We start from the raw sequence: 16,714 nt of genomic DNA, 5'->3' as shown, positions 1-16,714 counted from the left end.
GGAACATGGCCGTGAAGGACCGGGACCGGTTCTCCACCGCGACCAGGATCAAGCTGCTCGGCGAGCAGACGGCGGCCCGTGTCTACCGCTCCCAGACCAAGCGCCAGGCCCGCCGCTCGCGCCTCACCGGCCGGGCGGCGCTGCTCGCCCTGGTCCTGTGCTCGCTGGTCGTCGCCCTCGCGTATCCCATAAGGCAGTACGTCTCCCAGCGCTCCGACATCGCCGACCTCCGGCGGCAGAAGGCACAGGCCAGGGAGCGGGTCGAGCAGCTGCGCGACCTGAAGGCACGCTGGCAGGACGACGCGTACGCCGAGCAGCAGATCCGGCTGCGGCTGCACTATGTGATGCCGGGCGAGACGGGTTACGTCGTCATCGACCCGAACGCCGCCAAGCAGTCGCGGGCCGAACTCGGCGCTGCCGACCGCCCCTGGTACACGAACGTCTGGGACGGGGTCGACAAGTCAGACGCCTCCGACCAGTAACCGACAGAGGAACTCAGTACAGGCATGGAAACGCCCCCGCCGCCCACCCCGCGCACCGAACCCACCGACGCCGACGTCGAGGCCTTCAAGCAGCAGCTAGGGCGGCCGCCGCGCGGGCTGCGCGCCATCGCGCACCGCTGCCCCTGCGGTCAGCCGGACGTCGTCGAGACGGCGCCGCGCCTGCCCGACGGCACGCCCTTCCCGACGACGTACTACCTGACGTGCCCGCGCGCCGCCTCGGCGATCGGCACGCTGGAGGCGAACGGCGTCATGAAGGAGATGACGGAGCGGCTGCAGTCCGATCCGGAACTCGCCGCCGCGTATCGCTCCGCGCATGAGGACTACATCCGTCGCCGGGACGAGATCGAGGTGCTGGAGGGGTTCCCCAGTGCCGGGGGTATGCCTGACCGGGTCAAGTGCCTGCATGTGCTCGTTGGGCACTCGTTGGCCGCGGGGCCGGGCGTGAACCCCCTCGGCGACGAGGCACTGGCGATGCTGCCGGAGTGGTGGCTCAAGGGGCCGTGCGTGGTGCCGGGTGCTGCTGAGGAGTGACGGTCGGTGCAGCGCCGTTGCTGGGGGCTGCGCCCCCAGCCCCCCTTCGGCCCGAAGGGCCTCGTCCTCAAACGCCGGACGGGCTGAGTGCAGCTGACCGGCGCTGAAAAAGATCACGTAGAAGGGCACCCCCATGACCCGCGTCGCCGCCATCGACTGCGGTACGAACTCCATCCGCCTCCTCGTCGCCGACGCGGACCCGGACACCGGTGAACTGGTCGATCTGGACCGGCGCATGACCATCGTGCGGCTCGGACAGGGCGTCGACCGGACCGGGCGGCTCGCCCCCGAGGCTCTGGAGCGGACGTTCGCCGCCTGCCGCGAGTACGCCGCGATCATCAAGGAGCACGGCGCCGAGCGACTGCGCTTCGTGGCCACCTCGGCCTCCCGGGATGCCGACAACCGCGACGAGTTCGTGCGCGGCGTGCTCGACATCCTCGGCGTCGAACCCGAGGTCATCTCCGGCGACCAGGAGGCCGAGTTCTCCTTCACCGGCGCGACCAGGGAACTGACGGGCAGCGACCACCTCGCCAAGCCGTATCTCGTCGTGGACATCGGTGGCGGCTCGACCGAGTTCGTCGTGGGCGAGGAGCACGTGCGCGCGGCGCGCTCGGTCGACGTCGGCTGTGTGCGGATGACCGAGCGGCACCTGGTGCGGGAGGGCGCCGTCACCGACCCGCCGGCCGAGGAGCAGATCGCGGCGATGCGGGCCGACATCGAGCGGGCCCTCGACCTCGCCGAGGAGACGGTTCCGCTCGGCGAGGCGCGCACGCTGGTCGGGCTCGCGGGATCGGTCACCACCGTGTCGGCCATCGCGCAGAACCTGCCCGAGTACGACTCGCAGCGCATCCACCACTCCCGTGTCTCGCACGACAAGGTCCGCGAGATCACCGAGTGGCTGCTGCACTCCACCCACGCCGAGCGGGCAGCCGTCCCCTCCATGCACCCGGGGCGCGTCGACGTCATCGCGGCGGGGGCCCTCGTACTGCTCTCGATCATGGAGCGGATCGGGGCGGAGGAGGTCGTGGTGAGCGAGCACGACATCCTCGACGGCATCGCGTGGTCCGTGGCCTAGGTCTCCTTCGTTACCGATCAGTAGCTCTCGGACGAGCAGGTCGGATAGCGTATGAGCGCGGCCGTGGGGCCTTTCGGGGCCCTTCGGCGACACGCCGCCGGGAAAGTTCGTGAAGTTCTTCACAAGGAATTCCGCCCGGTGGAAGCGCGAAAGAGCGCCCGGTTGGACCTTCCGGGGGTCAACAGGCCCTTGAACGTGTTCAATAGGGGCGGATGGGAGGGCTGCGGAAGGGCCTCCCGCGGGGGTGTTCCGGACGGCCTCACGACCACCTTCAGGGCGCGGAGAGGCAGCTCACGCGGCATTGACAACGGGACGTACCGCTCCCGGAACCGCCCGCCCTGCCGGGGCCTGTGGCATGCGAGTCGCGGAGGATAACACACCCTCTGCAAGAGCTTGTGAAGGGGCGCACGAGCGACCCCCCTGAGGCGGGTGGATACTCGATGGCATGAGCACCACGGAGCGTCCCAGGATCCTCGTAGTAGGCGGTGGGTACGTAGGCCTGTACGCAGCTCGGCGTATCCAGAAGAAGATGCGCTACGGCGAGGCGACCGTCACGGTCGTCGACCCCCGGTCGTACATGACCTACCAGCCCTTCCTCCCCGAAGCCGCCGCCGGCAACATCTCCCCGCGCCACGTCGTCGTCCCGTTGCGACGCGTGCTGCCGAAGGCGGAGGTTCTCACCGGCCGGGTCACCACCATCGACCAGGACCGCAAGGTCGCATCGATCGCCCCGCTGGTCGGCGAGGCGTACGAGCTGCCCTTCGACTACCTGGTGATCGCGCTCGGTGCGGTCTCCCGCACCTTCCCGATCCCCGGCCTCGCCGAGCAGGGCATCGGAATGAAGGGCATCGAGGAGGCCATCGGCCTGCGCAACCACGTCCTCGAGCAGCTCGACAAGGCCGACTCGACGAGCGACGAGGAGATCCGCCGCAAGGCGCTCACCTTCGTCTTCGTCGGCGGCGGCTTCGCGGGCGCCGAGACGATCGGCGAGGTCGAGGACCTGGCCCGCGACGCGGCCAAGTACTACAAGAACGTGTCCCGTGAGGACATGCGCTTCATCCTCGTCGACGCCGCAGACAAGATCCTCCCCGAGGTCGGCCCGAAGCTGGGCGCCTACGGCAAGGAGCACCTCGAGAGCCGCGGCGTGGAGATCTACCTCTCCACGTCGATGGACTCCTGCGTCGACGGCCACGTCGTCCTGAAGAACGGCCTCGAGGTCGACTCCCACACCATCGTGTGGACGGCGGGCGTCAAGCCGAACCCGGTGCTGTCCCGCTACGGCCTGCCGCTGGGTCCCCGCGGTCACGTCGACTGCGCCCCGACCCTCCAGGTCCAGGGCACCGACTACATCTGGGCCGCCGGCGACAACGCCCAGGTCCCGGACCTCGTCGGCCGCAAGGCGGGCAACGAGAACGCCTGGTGCCCGCCGAACGCCCAGCACGCGCTGCGTCAGGCGAAGGTCCTCGGCGACAACGTGATCTCCGGCATGCGGGGCTTCCCGCAGAAGGACTACAGCCACGGCAACAAGGGCGCCGTCGCGGGTCTGGGCCTGCACAAGGGCGTCGCGATGATCGTCATGGGCAAGATGAAGATCAAGCTCAAGGGCCGCCTCGCCTGGTACATGCACCGCGGCTACCACGGTCTGGCGATGCCGACCTGGAACCGCAAGGTGCGTGTCTTCGCCGACTGGACGCTCGGCATGTTCCTCAAGCGCGAGGTCGTCTCCCTCGGTGCGATGGAGAACCCGCGCGAGGAGTTCTACGAGGCGGCCAAGCCGGTGCCGGTCGCCGCGGCAGCGAAGTCGGAGAAGACCGAGGAGAAGACCGAGGAGAAGGCCAAGGCCTCCTGACCCACGGTCACCGAACGACCCGAGGGGCCTCCCGCCATCCGTGGTGCGGGAGGCCCCTTCGGCGTTTCCCGGAAGCGAACCCCCCTGTGTGTATGGCCGCTACATCTGTTTTGCCCAGTCGTAACGCCAGTGGGGGACTGCGCAACCCCCCCTTTTTTGTTTACGTGGTGTCGGACATTCGGGATCGCTCCTCACGGAGGTGTGCGCCATGGCTGACGCCGCGCTGCGGCTGAAGAGCCTCGTCGAACAGTTGCTGGGGGTGCCGCTGACCCTGCGCATCCGCGCCTGGGACGGTTCGGAGGCCGGGCCGCCGGGCGCGCCCGCGCTGGTCGTGCGCAACCGCCGGGCCGTGCGCCGGCTGCTGTTCAAACCGGGGGAGCTGGGTCTCGCCCGGGCCTGGGTCGCAGGGGACCTCGACATCGAGGGCGACCTCTACACGGCCCTCGACCTGATCTCGACGCTGGTGTGGGAGCGCGGCGAGGACGCCAGGAGCCTCCTGGAGGCGCTCAGGGACCCGCGGGTGCGGGCCGCCGCCCGCGGGCTGGTCAAGGTCGCGGGACTGCCGCTGCCGCCCGCACCGCCCCGTGAGGAGGTCCGCAGAGCCCGCACCCATCTGCACACCAAGCGCACCGACAAACGCGCCATCAGCCATCACTACGACGTAGGCAACGACTTCTACGAGATCGTCCTCGGCCCGTCCATGGTGTACTCGTGCGCCTACTGGCCCTCTCCGGACGCCACCCTCGAACAGGCGCAGCGCGACAAGCTGGAACTCGTCTGCCGCAAGCTCGACCTGACGCCCGGTCAGCGTCTGCTCGACGTCGGCTGCGGCTGGGGCTCGATGGCCATCCACGCCGCACGCGAGCACGGCGTACGTGTCGTCGGCATCACGCTCTCCCACGAACAGGCCGCGTACGCCCGCAAGCGCGTCGCCGGCGAGGGGCTGACCGACCGGGTCGAGATCCGGGTGCAGGACTACCGGGACGTCGCCGACGGCCCGTTCGACGTCATCTCGTCCATCGGGATGGCCGAGCACGTCGGGGCCGAGCGGTACCTGGAGTACGCGGAGGACCTGTACCGGCTGCTGCGGCCCGGCGGCAGGCTGCTCAACCACCAGATCGCCCGCCGGCCCGAGCGCGACGAATCGGCGTACAGCCTCGACGAGTTCATCGACGCGTATGTGTTCCCCGACGGTGAACTCGCCCCGGTCGGCACCACGGTCACCCAGCTCGAACGCGCCGGGTTCGAGGTGCGCGACGTCGAGTCGATCCGCGAGCACTACGCGCTCACCCTGCGCCGCTGGGTCGCCAACCTGCAGACGGACTGGGCGCGTTCGGTACGGCTGACCAGTCCGGGGCGCGCCCGCGTCTGGCTGCTGTACATGGCCGCCTGCGCCCTCGCCTTCGAGCGCAACCGCATCGGCGTGAACCAGGTGCTGGCGGTGAGAGCGCCCGAGGACGGCGCGTCGGGGATGCCGCTGCGCTCCCGCACATGGGGTGTGTGAACCCCGTGGGAGCACGGCGGTCGGGGCCCCGTCCGGTCACCGGACGGGGCCCCGACCGCCCTACCGCTACTCCGACTTGATGGCCGTCAGCATGTTCAGACGGGCCGCGCGCCGGGCCGGCCACAGGGCGGCGAGGATGCCGACCGTCGCAGCCAGGAGGAGGAAGACCGCCATCCTCGTCCAGGGCAGGACCAGTTCGTACGTCGCCATCTTCGTGCCGATGAGTTCGCCGGCCGCCCAGCCGAAGAACACGCCCAGACCGATGCCGAGTACACCGCCGAACAGGGAGATCACCAGGGACTCCAGGCGGACCATGCGCTTGATGCCCTTCCGGTCCAGGCCGATCGCGCGGAGCATGCCGATCTCCTGGGAGCGTTCGAAGACCGACATGGCCAGGGTGTTGATGACGCCGAGGACCGCGACGATCACGGCCATGGCGAGCAGGCCGTAGAGCATGTTCAGCATCAGCGTGAACATCTTCGCGACGTCGTCGGACAGGTCCTGCTTGCTCTGCACCTTGATGGCCGGGTTGGTGCCGAGGGCCTTCTCCAGCTTGTCCTTGGTCGTGCCGGAGGCGCCGTCGGCCGTCTTCACCAGGACCCGCATGTCGCCGGGGTCGGTCATGTGCGGGGTGACGGTCCGGCTGTCGACCAGGATGCCCCGGATGAACTCGTTGCCCTCGTAGACGCCGGAGACCGTCAGCCGGGACGACTTCCCGTCCTCGTAGTGCGCGGTGAAGCTCGAACCCTCCTTCCAGCCACGGGACTTGGCCGTGGCGTCGTCCACGACGGCCTGAGTGGCGCCCACCTTGAAGGCGCCGCTGTCCACCTTCAGGTCGGTCAGGTCGGCGATCGCCGAGCCGTTCACCCCGGTCAGGGACTCGCCCGTGCCGCCGACGCGCGCATAGACGTTGCGCAGCGGACTGGTGGCGGTGACCTCGGCGGTGGCGTTCAGCTTCTTGTCGACGTCCGGCGAGAGCTCGTTGCCGTTCGCCATGGAGACCACGTAGTCGGCCCTGATGGCGGACGACGCCATCTTGTCGATCGACTTCTGCAGGCTGCCCGCCATCACCGTCATGCCGGTGATGAGGGTCAGCCCGATCATCAGCGCGGAGGCGGTGGCCGCCGTACGGCGCGGGTTGCGCACCGAGTTCTGGCGGGCCAGCTTGCCCGAGACGCCGAAGGCCTTCAGGAGCGGCGACGCGACCGCGATCAGCGGGCGGGACAGCAGCGGCGTGAGGATGAAGACGCCGATGATGAGCAGGACCGCGCCGAGGCCCATGGGGGCCTGCCCGTCCGAGCCGTCCATCGTCGTGGCCGCCAGGACCACCGCGATACCGGCGGCGCTGAACAGCGCGCCCAGCGTGTTGCGCAGCACCAGGGACTTGGTCGTCGCCTTCGCGTGCACGCTGCTCATCGCGGCCACCGGCGGGATCTTCGCGGCCCGGCGGCCGGGCAGCCAGGCGGCCAGCATGGTGATGACGATGCCGACCACGAGGGCGCTGACGATCGTGCCGGGCGAGATGACCAGCGGCCCGTCCGGGACCGTGGCACCCAGGGTGTTCATGAGGGAGCGCAGACCGGCCCCGATGCCGATGCCCGCGACCAGTCCGGTCACGCCGGCGACCGCACCGACCACGAAGGCCTCGACGAGCACGGACCGGGTGACCTGGCGGCGGGAGGCGCCGACCGCCCGCAGCAGCGCCAGCTCCCTGGTGCGCTGGGCGACCAGCATCGTGAAGGTGTTGGCGATGATGAACGTGCCGACGAAGAGCGCGATACCCGCGAAGACCAGCAGGCCCTGCTTCAGCCCGCTCATCGAGGACGAGATCTGCTCGGCCTGGTCGTCGGCGAGCTGCCGGGCGGTGGTGGTCTCCACCAGCTTCGTGCCCAGCGCCTCGTCCAGTCCGGCCTTCAGCGCGGTCTGGGAGGTGCCGGAGGCGGCCTTCACATCGATCTCGTCGTACGTGCCGGCCTTGCCGAACAGCTGCTGCGCGGTGGGGGTGTCGTAGAGGGCGAGGCTGCCGCCGGCGGCGACGTTGCCGTCGTCCGTGGTGAAGATGCCGGTGATCGTCGGCGTGAGGACCGGGCCGTCGACGGAGAGCCGGACCGTGTCACCGACCCTGTACCCGGCGCGGTGTGCCGTCCGGGAGTCGATGGCGACCTGGTCCTTGCCGTGCGGCGCGCTGCCGGACGTCAGCGGGTAGCGCGGGTCCTTGGCGCCCCAGTAGTTGCCGCCCTGCGACTGGAAGCCGCCGCCGATGAGCTTGCCGTCCTTGTCGGCGATGGCGGTGAAGCCGCTCACGACACCGATCGCGGACGCGGCCCCCGGCACCTTCGCGCTCCGGTCGAGCACGGCCTGGGTCAGCTCGGGCGTCTTGCTGATCGCGTTGCCTTTGTCCTCCTGGGACTTGGCCTGCACGGCGACGTCGACCTGGCCGAAGCCCTTGGACGAACTGTTCTGGTACGCGTCCGAGATGGTGTTGGTGAAGACCAGCGTCCCCGAGACGAACGCCACGCCGAGCATCACGGCGAGCACGGTCATCAGGAGCCGGGCCTTGTGCGCGAGTACGTTGCGCAGGGCGGTGCGGAACATCAGTTCGTACGGCCCTTCGCGTCGAACCCGGGGGTCTGGGGCCGCGCGGCGGAGCCGCTGGTCGGACCGCCCGAGGGGAACTGCCGCATGAAGTCGAGGACCTTTTCGGCCGTCGGCTGGATCATCTCGTCGACGACCCTGCCGTCGGCCAGGAAGACGACCCGGTCCGCGTAGGCCGCCGCCACCGGGTCGTGGGTCACCATGACCACGGTCTGCCCCAAATCCCTTACGGAGTTGCGCAGAAAGCCCAGCACCTCGGCGCCGGCGCGGGAGTCGAGGTTTCCGGTCGGCTCGTCGCCGAAGATGATGTCCGGCTTGGAGGCGAGAGCACGGGCCACGGCGACGCGCTGCTGCTGGCCGCCGGAGAGCTCGGCGGGCCGGTGCCCGAGCCGGTCCCGCAGGCCCACCATGCCGATCACGGTGTCCAGCCACTGCTTGTCCGGCTTGCGGCCCGCGATGTCCATCGGGAGGGTGATGTTCTCCAGGGCGGTCAGCGTCGGCAGCAGGTTGAACGCCTGGAAGATGAACCCGATCTTGTCCCGGCGCAGCTTGGTGAGGTGCTTGTCCTTCAGCGATCCGAGTTCGGTCTCGCCGATGCGCACGGAGCCGGAGGAGAAGGTGTCGAGTCCGGCCACACAGTGCATCAGCGTGGACTTGCCCGACCCGGAGGGGCCCATGATCGCGGTGAACTCTGCCTGGTGGAAGTCGGCGGAGACCCGGTCGAGGGCGACCACCTGGGTCTCGCCCTGTCCGTAGATCTTCGAGAGATCCGTGGCGCGTGCGGCCACGGTGCTGGTGGCCCGGCCGGCGACGGGTGTGGTGGTCACGGGAAGGAACTCCTCGCGGGACGACGTCTTGAAGGGACGTGTTCCATCGTGGTGGCTGATCCCTGCCGTGTAGTCAGCCGCTGTTCCGGTTCCGAAGGCAGACTCGGGTCGGACCCCCGGCCCTCGTGTCATACCTGGGGATGACGGGCACCCCTGACAGCCGCGCTGGCAAACGCTTGCGTCGAGAACCGGTGGAGCACCCTCGTTCGGGCGGTGAAATTCCGTCATTCCGCATGCGCGGGCGACCGCCGCACGTAAGGCTATTGGCAAGTGCGGATGGCCCAGTCCACGGGCTGATGCACCCTCAGAAGTCAATAAAATAAGACAACATCGGTCCGACGTTCCTCTGTTCGGGGGATGTATCCCGATAGGCTCGGAACCTCGATGCGGAGCCCATGGCCTGCCCGGATGGTGGAATGCAGACACGGCGAGCTTAAACCTCGCTGCCCCTTCGCGGGCGTGCCGGTTCAAGTCCGGCTCCGGGCACCATCACGTTCGTTCGCTCACTGCATCCTGCATTGAAGACTTCACTGCGCGACCCGTTGACAGAGGGCCGGGGCGGGCGGAAACTCGCTTCGAGAGTTGGTGAAGTAATTTTCACTGGACGAACAAAGGATGCGGGATGCGCACCACCGTAGGCATCGTCGGAGCCGGCCCCGCCGGACTTCTCCTGGCCCGGCTGCTCCACAACGCCGGAATCGACTCCGTCGTGCTCGAAAGCCGCGACCGCGCCTACGTCGAGCAGCGCCAGCGCGCCGGGATCCTCGAACAGGGCACGGTGGACGTGCTGCGCGCGGCCGGCGCCGGCGAGCGCATGGACCGTGAGGGGCTGCGGCACGACGGCATCGAGCTGCGGTACGCGAGGCGGCGTCATCGCGTGGACTTCCCCGCCCTCACCGGCGGGCGGTCCGTGACGGTCTACGCCCAGTCCGAGGTGTGCAAGGACCTCATCGCCCTGCAGCTCAAGGAGGGCGGACCGCTGCTGTTCGAGGCCGAGGCACTGGCCGTCGAGGGAGCGGATAGCGACAGCCCGCGGGTGCGGTTTCGCCACGAGGGCCGCGAGGACGTCCTGGAGTGCGACTACGTCGTCGGCTGCGACGGCTTCTGGGGGGTCGCGAGGAAGGCGGTCCCCGCGGAGCTCACCCGGGTCTTCGAGCGGACGTATCCCTTCGGCTGGCTCGGCATCCTCGCCGATGTGCCGCCCTCGCACGACGAGCTCGTCTACGCCCGTCACGACCGCGGTTTCGCCCTGCTGTCCATGCGCTCCCCGTCGGTCTCCCGCCTCTACCTCCAGGTGCCCGAGGGCACGGACGCCGAGGCGTGGAGCGATGACGAGATCTGGGCGGAGCTGGAGCGCCGCTTCGAGACGGCGGACGGCTGGCGGCTGGAGCGCGGGGAGATCACCCAGAAGTCGGTGACACCCATGCGGTCCTACGTCCACGAGCCCATGCGCCACGGCCGCCTCTTCCTCGCCGGAGACGCGGCACACATCGTGCCGCCGACGGGCGCCAAGGGGCTGAACCTCGCCGTGGGGGACGTCGTCACCTTCGCGCGGGCGCTGACGCACCGGAAGGAGACCGGCTCGGACGAACTCCTGGAGGCCTACTCGGCGACCTGCCTGCGCCGCGTCTGGCAGGCCGAGCGGTTCTCGTACGACATGACGACCATGCTCCATCCGGCCCCCGACGCCACCCCCTTCGACGCCCGGCTCCAGCTCGCCCGCCTCGACCGCATCGCGACCTCCCGCGCCGCCGAGACCGACCTCGCCGAGGGGTACACGGGCTTCCCGCTGGAGTGAGGAACCGGGGCGGGGTAGGGGTGACGTAAGGGAGTGATCTCCGGCCGGTTCCGGCCGTGTAGCGGATCGGTCATGAATGGGCCCCTGCGGTGAGGGGAATCACGGACCCGCGTAGCGTGTTGCGCAGCACGACGAGGGAAAGATCCTCCCCAAGCACTAGGGTCAATCCTTTGCCTACCTATTACCCTGATGCCAAGGCCCGCGCAGTGCGGCCACGGAGGAGTGCAATGAGGAGCAGAAACCCGGTCTTCTCGCGACGGGGGTTCAGCCGCGACAACGGCTACGCGGGCTTCAACGCCGCGCCGCAGGCCGGGGGACCCGCAGTCGGCACGCAGGGCAACCCGTATGCCCAGCCGACCGGCAACCCCTACGCGCAGAACCCGTACGCCCAGCAGGGCCTGCAGCAGGGTGCCCCGCCGCAGGCCCCGGCCACCACCGGCCGGATGACGATGGACGACGTCGTGCTGCGCACGGCGTCCACGCTCGGCACCCTGATCGTGACGGCCGCGCTCGCCTGGGCGCTGCTGCCGGTCGACGACGCCCACATCAGCCGGTCCTACGGCATCGGCATCGGCGCCGCGCTGGTCGGCATGGTCCTGGCCTTCGTCCAGTCCTTCAAGCGCAAGGCCTCGCCGGCGCTGATCCTGTCGTACGCCGCGTTCGAGGGTGTCTTCCTCGGCGTGGTCTCCAGCATCGTCGACCAGCGCATCGCGAGCGGCGCGGCCATGCAGGCCGTGATCGGCACGATGGCGGTGTTCGCCGGTGTGCTGGTCGCCTACAAGGCGGGCTGGATCCGCGTCAACCGCCGCTTCTACGGCTTCGTGATGGCGGCCGCGATCGGCTTCGTGCTGCTGATGATGGTGAACCTGCTGTTCGCCGTCTTCGGCGGCGGTGACGGCCTCGGCTTCCGCAGCGGCCCGCTCGGCGTCTTCTTCGGCGTCGTCGGCATCCTGCTCGGCGCGTGCTTCCTCGCCCTGGACTTCAAGCAGGTCGAGGACGGCATCGCGTACGGCGCGCCCCGCGAGGAGGCGTGGCTGGCGGCCTTCGGCCTGACGCTGACGCTGGTGTGGATCTACATGGAGTTCCTGCGGATCATCGCGATCCTCAACAGCAACGACTAGTCCGCCCGGCAGTCCGCTCAGCGGCTGTCGCGAAGGGCCCCGGGTGCTTTCTCCACCGGGGCCCTTCGCCATGTCGTGGTGCGCGCTAGAGCAGTTTGCGCGCCGCCCTCCTCAGGTCGTACTCGTGAATGATCGCCTTCGCGTGGCCGTACGCGAGGTTGTGCTCGTGGCGGAGCCAGCTGACCTTTTCCTCGAAGCGGAAGAGAGCGGGGCCTTCTTCGACGGTGCGCAGCCAGTCGGACACTTCACGACCGGTGCAGTGGGGGATGCGGGCGAGCATGTTGCGGTGGGTCTCCTCAGAGAGGACGTGGGACATCGGCGCCTCCGAACGCAAAGGGGATGTAAGCCGGTCCTTCAGGTCACCGTGCCTGAGCGTTCGCCCGTTGGCAACAGTCCTGCGCCGCCGCGTAGGCTCCTGCCGTGGTTGATACGACACCCCTGACGCGAGCTGTGGATCACTTTGCCGACCGTTTGAGGGCCGCGCCGCAGAGCCGGCTGCAACGCGGGGGTGCCGCCGAGGCCCTGGCGCTGGCCAGGGAGTTGGCCCGGCGGGCGCAGGCTCTGGAACAGCCGGGCGTGGAGCCGCGCGAGATGCCGGACGCCGGGATGTTCGCCGCCGCCGACCAGATCACCGTCGCCGCACATGACCTGGCCCTCGTACTGACGGACGAGGGCTCGGTCGAAGAAGCGGTGGGACTCGTGGCTCAGGCGCAGAAGCGGGCCGGGGTGTGATCCCTACAGGGACGCTATGACCCGGTCCGCCAGGATGTAGACGTTCTCCTCGCCGCACTCGAACGTCAGCGTGTAGGCGCCGGAGATACCCGAACCGCCCAGCAGTACCGGGGTTTCGCCGGCGCGGAGGGCGGCGGCGAGACGTTCCGCCGTCTCGCGGTGGCCCGGGGTCATGCACAGGGTGGTGCCGTCGGCGAAGACGTAGACGTCGAGGGTGCCCAGCGGGCCCGGGCGGACGTCGGCCAGTTCCACGCGGGACGCGGCGAGTTCCTCCAGCGCGGCCACCGTGCGCTCATGGTCGTTCACGACCGGTGACTGGACCGGCACGAAGTCCGGGTGGGAGGGGTGGCGGCGGCGGGCGGCGGCCAGTTCGGGGGAGTCCCCGGCGAACTCCTCGGTGTCACCGGTCGGCTCGCTCACCGGCTCCAGCGGCTCCAGACCCAGGAAGTCGCTCTGCCGCGGCAGGAACAGCTCGCTGTCCGCCAGGCCCAGCAGCGAGGGCGTGTCGGAGGCGTCACGGGCCTCCTGTGCGGCCCAGAAGGCGCGCGCCTCGGCGAGTTCACGCTCGCGCTCCTCGGCAAGGGCCTCGGCCACGGCGGCGCGTATCTCGTCGGCCTCCGAGGAAAGGCGGGCGGCCGGCACGAGACCGCGGGCGGGGCGGTTCTCGGCGAGCTGGGTGTGCAGTACCGCGACCTCACGACGCAGCACCATGAGCGTGCGCAGGACGGCGACGCCCACGGCGCCCGTGGCGGCCGTGATGACCAGCAAGGCGATCGGCATGGCGCTCACTGACGTACTCCCGGTTCAAAGTCGACCCCCGACTTCCTACATCAGCTTGAAGGGCGGACTAACCAGCTGTCAGTGCGTAACGTCACGAAACGGGCAGGAGTTTGGGCTCGGGGTTTAGCGCCGTAACGGGCTGACCTGCGTAAATCCCTCCGCTAAGGGAGATAGGTCACATCCTGGGGGAGATTGGATCACAAAACGGCCCGGAGGCCCGGGGTTTCCCGGACTCCGGGCCATCGGCTCACGGTGGGTGCCGAGTTGGCTACCGAGAGGTTCAGCTCAGGCGCTCGATGACCATCGCCATGCCCTGGCCGCCGCCGACGCACATCGTCTCCAGGCCGAACTGCTTGTCGTGGAACTGGAGGGAGTTGATGAGGGTGCCGGTGATGCGGGCGCCGGTCATGCCGAAGGGGTGGCCGACGGCGATGGCACCGCCGTTGACGTTCAGCTTGTCGAGGTCGATGCCGAGGTCGCGGTAGGAGGGGATCACCTGGGCGGCGAACGCCTCGTTGATCTCGACCAGATCGATGTCGTCGATGGTCAGGCCGGCGCGGCGCAGCGCCTGCTGCGAGGCCTCGACCGGGCCGAGGCCCATGATCTCGGGGGACAGGCCCGAGACGCCGGTCGACACGATGCGGGCGAGCGGGGTGAGGCCGAGCTCGCGGGCCTTGGTGTCGCTCATGATGACGACCGCGGCCGCACCGTCGTTCAGGGGGCAGCAGTTGGCGGCCGTGACGAGCCCGTCCGGGCGGAAGACCGGCTTGAGGCCCGCCACGCCCTCCAGGGTGACGCCGGCGCGCGGGCCGTCGTCCTTGGAGACGACCGTGCCGTCGGGAAGCGTCACCGGGGTGATCTCGCGCTCCCAGAAGCCGTTCTTGATGGCTTCCTCGGCGAGGTTCTGCGAGCGGACGCCGAACTCGTCCATGTCCTGGCGGGTGACGCCCTTGGTGCGGGCGAGGTTCTCGGCGGTCTGGCCCATCGCGATGTACGGGTCGGGCACCAGGCCGTCCTCGCGCGGGTCGTGCCAGGTGGTGCCCTCCTGCTGGGCGACGGCCTCGGTGCGGGCCTCGGCCTCGGCGAAGAAGGGGTTGTGCGTGTCCGGGAGGCTGTCGGAGTTCCCCTTCGTGTAGCGGGAGACCATCTCGACACCGGCCGAGATGAAGACGTCGCCCTCGCCGGCCTTGATGGCGTGCAGCGCCATCCGGGAGGTCTGCAGCGACGAGGAACAGTAACGGGTGATCGTGCAGCCGGGGAGGTGGTCCATTCCCATCTGCACGGCGACGATGCGGCCGAGGTTGCTGCCCTGCTCGCCGCCGGGGAGGCCGCAGCCGAGCATCAGGTCCTCGATGTCCCGCGGGTCCAGCTCGGGGACCTTCGCCAGGGCCGCCTGGATGATCGTGGCGGTGAGGTCGTCGGGGCGCAGGTCCTTGAGGGAGCCCTTGAAGGCGCGGCCGATGGGGGAGCGGGCGGTCGAGACGATCACGGCTTCGGGCATCACGGCTCCAGACAGAAGGGGTGGCGCGTAGCGCCTCGTTGAGGGGCGGTGGTCGGGCGACGGGCGGGAGGGGGTGTCGGGCTGCTCTTGGAAGTTACCCGTACGTATGAGCTCGGTCACCGGTGTCGGGGTGTGACCCTGGCCGCAATTTTCTAAGCGCTTGCTTGGGCCTCCGGCGGTAAGGCCGAAAGAGGGCGCGGGTTGGCCGGGATGGCCGTCCCTGGGGTCTGCGCCCCCGGCCCCCGTCGGCCTGGACGGCCTCGTCCTCAAACGCCGGACGGGCTGAAGGGTGCCGACCTCCTCACAGGCTGGACGGGCTGGAGGGGGCGGACGTGGGTTTCGACGTGCTTGTGGTCTGCGCCCCCGGCCCCCGTCGGCCTGGACGGCCTCGTCCTCAAACGCCGGACGGGCTGAAGGGTGCCGACCTCCTCACAGGCTGGACGGGCTGGAGGGGGCGGACGTGGGTTTCGACGTGCTTGTGGTCTGCGCCCCCGGCCCCCGTCGGCTTGGACGGCCTCGTCCTCAAACGCCGGACGGGCTGAAGGGTGCCGACCTCCTCACGGGCTGGACGGGCTGGAGGGGGCGGAGGTGGGTTTCGACGTGCTTGTGGTCTGCGCCCCCGGCCCCCGTCGGCTTGGACGGCCTCGTCCTCAAACGCCGGACGGGCTGAAGGGTGCCGACCTCCTCACGGGCTGGACGGGCTGGAGGGGGCGGAGGTGGGTTTCGACGTGCTTGTGGTCTGCGCCCCCGGCCCCTGTCGGCCTGGACGGCCTCGTCCTCAAACGCCGGACGGGCTGAAGGGTGCCGACCTCCTCACAGGCTGGACGGGCTGGAAGGGGCGGACGTGGGTTTCGACGCGCCCGTGGGCTCCGGTTCCGCCACCCGGCGGCGGCGCCTTCGCTTGAGCAGTGCCCAGGGGCCGCGTGGACCCGTCGGCATCGCTGCCGTGACCTCCGTGCCTGCCTCCGAGGCGGCCTCCGCTGCCGCGCGGGCGACCGGGAGAAAGCCCTCGCGGCGGGAGACGTCCGGGCGCTCCTCCTCCGCCGGCCACAGGTTCAGGGCCGCGCAGACGGTGGGGAGGACGGCCATCGCGGCGGTCGCGTAGCCCTCGGCCGAGGGATGGTAGTTGTCGGGTCCGAACAGTTCGCGGGGGTTCGCCTCGAACTCGGGGCCCAGCAGGTCCCCCAGCGACACCGTGCGGCCGCCCTGTTGCACGGCGCCGATCGTCTGGGCCGCCGCCAGCTGGCGGGAGGCCCGGCGGGCCAGCCAGCGCAGCGGCTGCTGCACGCGCTCCACCGTGCCCAGGTCGGGACAGGTGCCGACGACGACCTCCGCGCCGGCCGTACGCAGCCTCCGCACCGTCGACGACAGATGGCGCACCGAGCGGGTGGGCGGCATGCGGTGGGTGACGTCGTTCGCGCCGATCATGATCACGCAGACGTCCGGCACACGGGCGGGGTTCGCCAGGACCAGGGCCACCTGGCGGTCCAGATCGTCGGACGTGGCCCCCGGGAGGGCCACGTTGTGCAGTTCCACCTGGCACTCCGCCACCGCCGCGAGACCCGAGGCCAGCAGTGCGCCCGGGGTCTGGCCCGCCCGGTGCACACCCTGGCCCGCGGCCGTGGAGTCACCGAGCATCGTCAGGCGCAGGGGCGGTTCGTCGGGGGTGGCGTACGAGGTGCCGTACAGACCGTCCGCCACCGGGACCCGACCGCTGGAGCCGTTGCCCACGTTGCGCCTGGCCATCCGGACCTCCGCCAGCAGCAGACCCACGGCGGCCGCGCCGGCCAGGCCGATCCCGCCACCGCCGTATGCCGCTCCGGCCGCGATCCGCCGGGCCACCCTCGCCCTCGACATGCTCGTCATGCGTCGCCGCCACCTCCTCGTAGCCGTACATC

At 70.0% G+C, this 16,714-nt stretch carries 14 protein-coding genes and 1 tRNA gene; 9 read left to right on the top strand and 6 right to left on the bottom strand.

Going from position 1 to position 16,714, the window contains the following annotated elements; genetic code table 11:
- Positions 1-5 precede the first annotated feature (5 nt).
- The 5 genes from ACYUED_RS17310 (at position 6) to ACYUED_RS17290 (ending at position 5,462) form a co-directional block, all read left to right on the top strand.
- Positions 6-482: an FtsB family cell division protein gene (locus tag ACYUED_RS17310; RefSeq protein ID WP_491293171.1), complete on the top strand. Its 477-nt coding sequence runs from the start codon at positions 6-8 to the stop codon at positions 480-482.
- Between the two features lie 24 nt (positions 483-506).
- The gene (locus tag ACYUED_RS17305; protein ID WP_491293170.1) at positions 507-1,034 is read left to right on the top strand and encodes a DUF501 domain-containing protein; all 528 of its coding nucleotides are present in this window, start codon (positions 507-509) and stop codon (positions 1,032-1,034) included.
- A gap of 133 nt (positions 1,035-1,167) precedes the next feature.
- Positions 1,168-2,109 (top strand): Ppx/GppA phosphatase family protein, encoded by a 942-nt coding sequence (locus ACYUED_RS17300; RefSeq protein WP_491293169.1) that lies wholly within the window; start codon positions 1,168-1,170, stop codon positions 2,107-2,109.
- 445 nt (positions 2,110-2,554) lie between these two features.
- On the top strand, positions 2,555-3,958 hold the full coding sequence (locus ACYUED_RS17295; protein WP_491293168.1) for an NAD(P)/FAD-dependent oxidoreductase: 1,404 nt from the start codon (positions 2,555-2,557) through the stop codon (positions 3,956-3,958).
- Between the two features lie 208 nt (positions 3,959-4,166).
- Positions 4,167-5,462: a class I SAM-dependent methyltransferase gene (locus ACYUED_RS17290; RefSeq protein ID WP_491293167.1), complete on the top strand. Its 1,296-nt coding sequence runs from the start codon at positions 4,167-4,169 to the stop codon at positions 5,460-5,462.
- Positions 5,463-5,528: 66 nt separating this feature from the next.
- On the opposite strand, the gene ACYUED_RS17285 is transcribed toward ACYUED_RS17290, so the two are convergent.
- Complete coding sequence (locus tag ACYUED_RS17285) at positions 5,529-8,057, bottom strand: ABC transporter permease (protein ID WP_491293166.1); 2,529 nt, start codon at positions 8,055-8,057, stop codon at positions 5,529-5,531.
- Entirely contained in the window at positions 8,057-8,884 is an 828-nt protein-coding gene (locus ACYUED_RS17280; protein WP_491293165.1) for an ABC transporter ATP-binding protein, read from the bottom strand. Before ACYUED_RS17280 ends, ACYUED_RS17285 begins: the two co-directional genes overlap by 1 nt.
- Positions 8,885-9,286: 402 nt before the next feature.
- Between ACYUED_RS17280 and ACYUED_RS17275 the strand changes: the two genes are divergently transcribed.
- The 3 genes from ACYUED_RS17275 (at position 9,287) to ACYUED_RS17265 (ending at position 11,803) form a co-directional block, all read left to right on the top strand.
- Positions 9,287-9,373, top strand: a tRNA-Leu gene (locus ACYUED_RS17275).
- 133 nt (positions 9,374-9,506) lie between these two features.
- The gene (locus tag ACYUED_RS17270) at positions 9,507-10,682 is read left to right on the top strand and encodes a 4-hydroxybenzoate 3-monooxygenase (RefSeq protein ID WP_491293164.1); all 1,176 of its coding nucleotides are present in this window, start codon (positions 9,507-9,509) and stop codon (positions 10,680-10,682) included.
- A 227-nt stretch (positions 10,683-10,909) separates the two neighbouring features.
- Positions 10,910-11,803, top strand: a complete 894-nt coding sequence (locus ACYUED_RS17265; RefSeq protein ID WP_491293163.1) for a Bax inhibitor-1/YccA family protein — start codon at positions 10,910-10,912, stop codon at positions 11,801-11,803.
- An 85-nt stretch (positions 11,804-11,888) separates the two neighbouring features.
- Here ACYUED_RS17265 and ACYUED_RS17260 read toward each other — a convergent pair whose 3' ends face one another.
- The gene (locus tag ACYUED_RS17260) at positions 11,889-12,119 is read right to left on the bottom strand and encodes a DUF4287 domain-containing protein (RefSeq protein ID WP_266515704.1); all 231 of its coding nucleotides are present in this window, start codon (positions 12,117-12,119) and stop codon (positions 11,889-11,891) included.
- A gap of 104 nt (positions 12,120-12,223) precedes the next feature.
- Here ACYUED_RS17260 and ACYUED_RS17255 point away from each other — a divergent pair, with 104 nt between their 5' ends.
- Positions 12,224-12,535 carry a hypothetical protein gene (locus ACYUED_RS17255; protein ID WP_491293162.1) on the top strand — a complete coding sequence of 104 codons (312 nt, stop codon included), beginning with the start codon at positions 12,224-12,226 and terminating at the stop codon, positions 12,533-12,535.
- A 3-nt stretch (positions 12,536-12,538) separates the two neighbouring features.
- On the opposite strand, the gene ACYUED_RS17250 is transcribed toward ACYUED_RS17255, so the two are convergent.
- From ACYUED_RS17250 to ACYUED_RS17240, 3 genes are all read right to left on the bottom strand, one after another.
- On the bottom strand, positions 12,539-13,315 hold the full coding sequence (locus tag ACYUED_RS17250; protein WP_491294300.1) for a hypothetical protein: 777 nt from the start codon (positions 13,313-13,315) through the stop codon (positions 12,539-12,541).
- A gap of 280 nt (positions 13,316-13,595) precedes the next feature.
- Positions 13,596-14,816: an acetyl-CoA C-acetyltransferase gene (locus ACYUED_RS17245; protein ID WP_491293161.1), complete on the bottom strand. Its 1,221-nt coding sequence runs from the start codon at positions 14,814-14,816 to the stop codon at positions 13,596-13,598.
- Between the two features lie 813 nt (positions 14,817-15,629).
- Positions 15,630-16,682: an SGNH/GDSL hydrolase family protein gene (locus ACYUED_RS17240; protein ID WP_491293160.1), complete on the bottom strand. Its 1,053-nt coding sequence runs from the start codon at positions 16,680-16,682 to the stop codon at positions 15,630-15,632.
- Positions 16,683-16,714 lie beyond the last annotated feature (32 nt).

The organism is Streptomyces sp. DF42, assembly GCF_058267695.1.
This window is presented reverse-complemented; position numbering and strand designations above follow the sequence as displayed.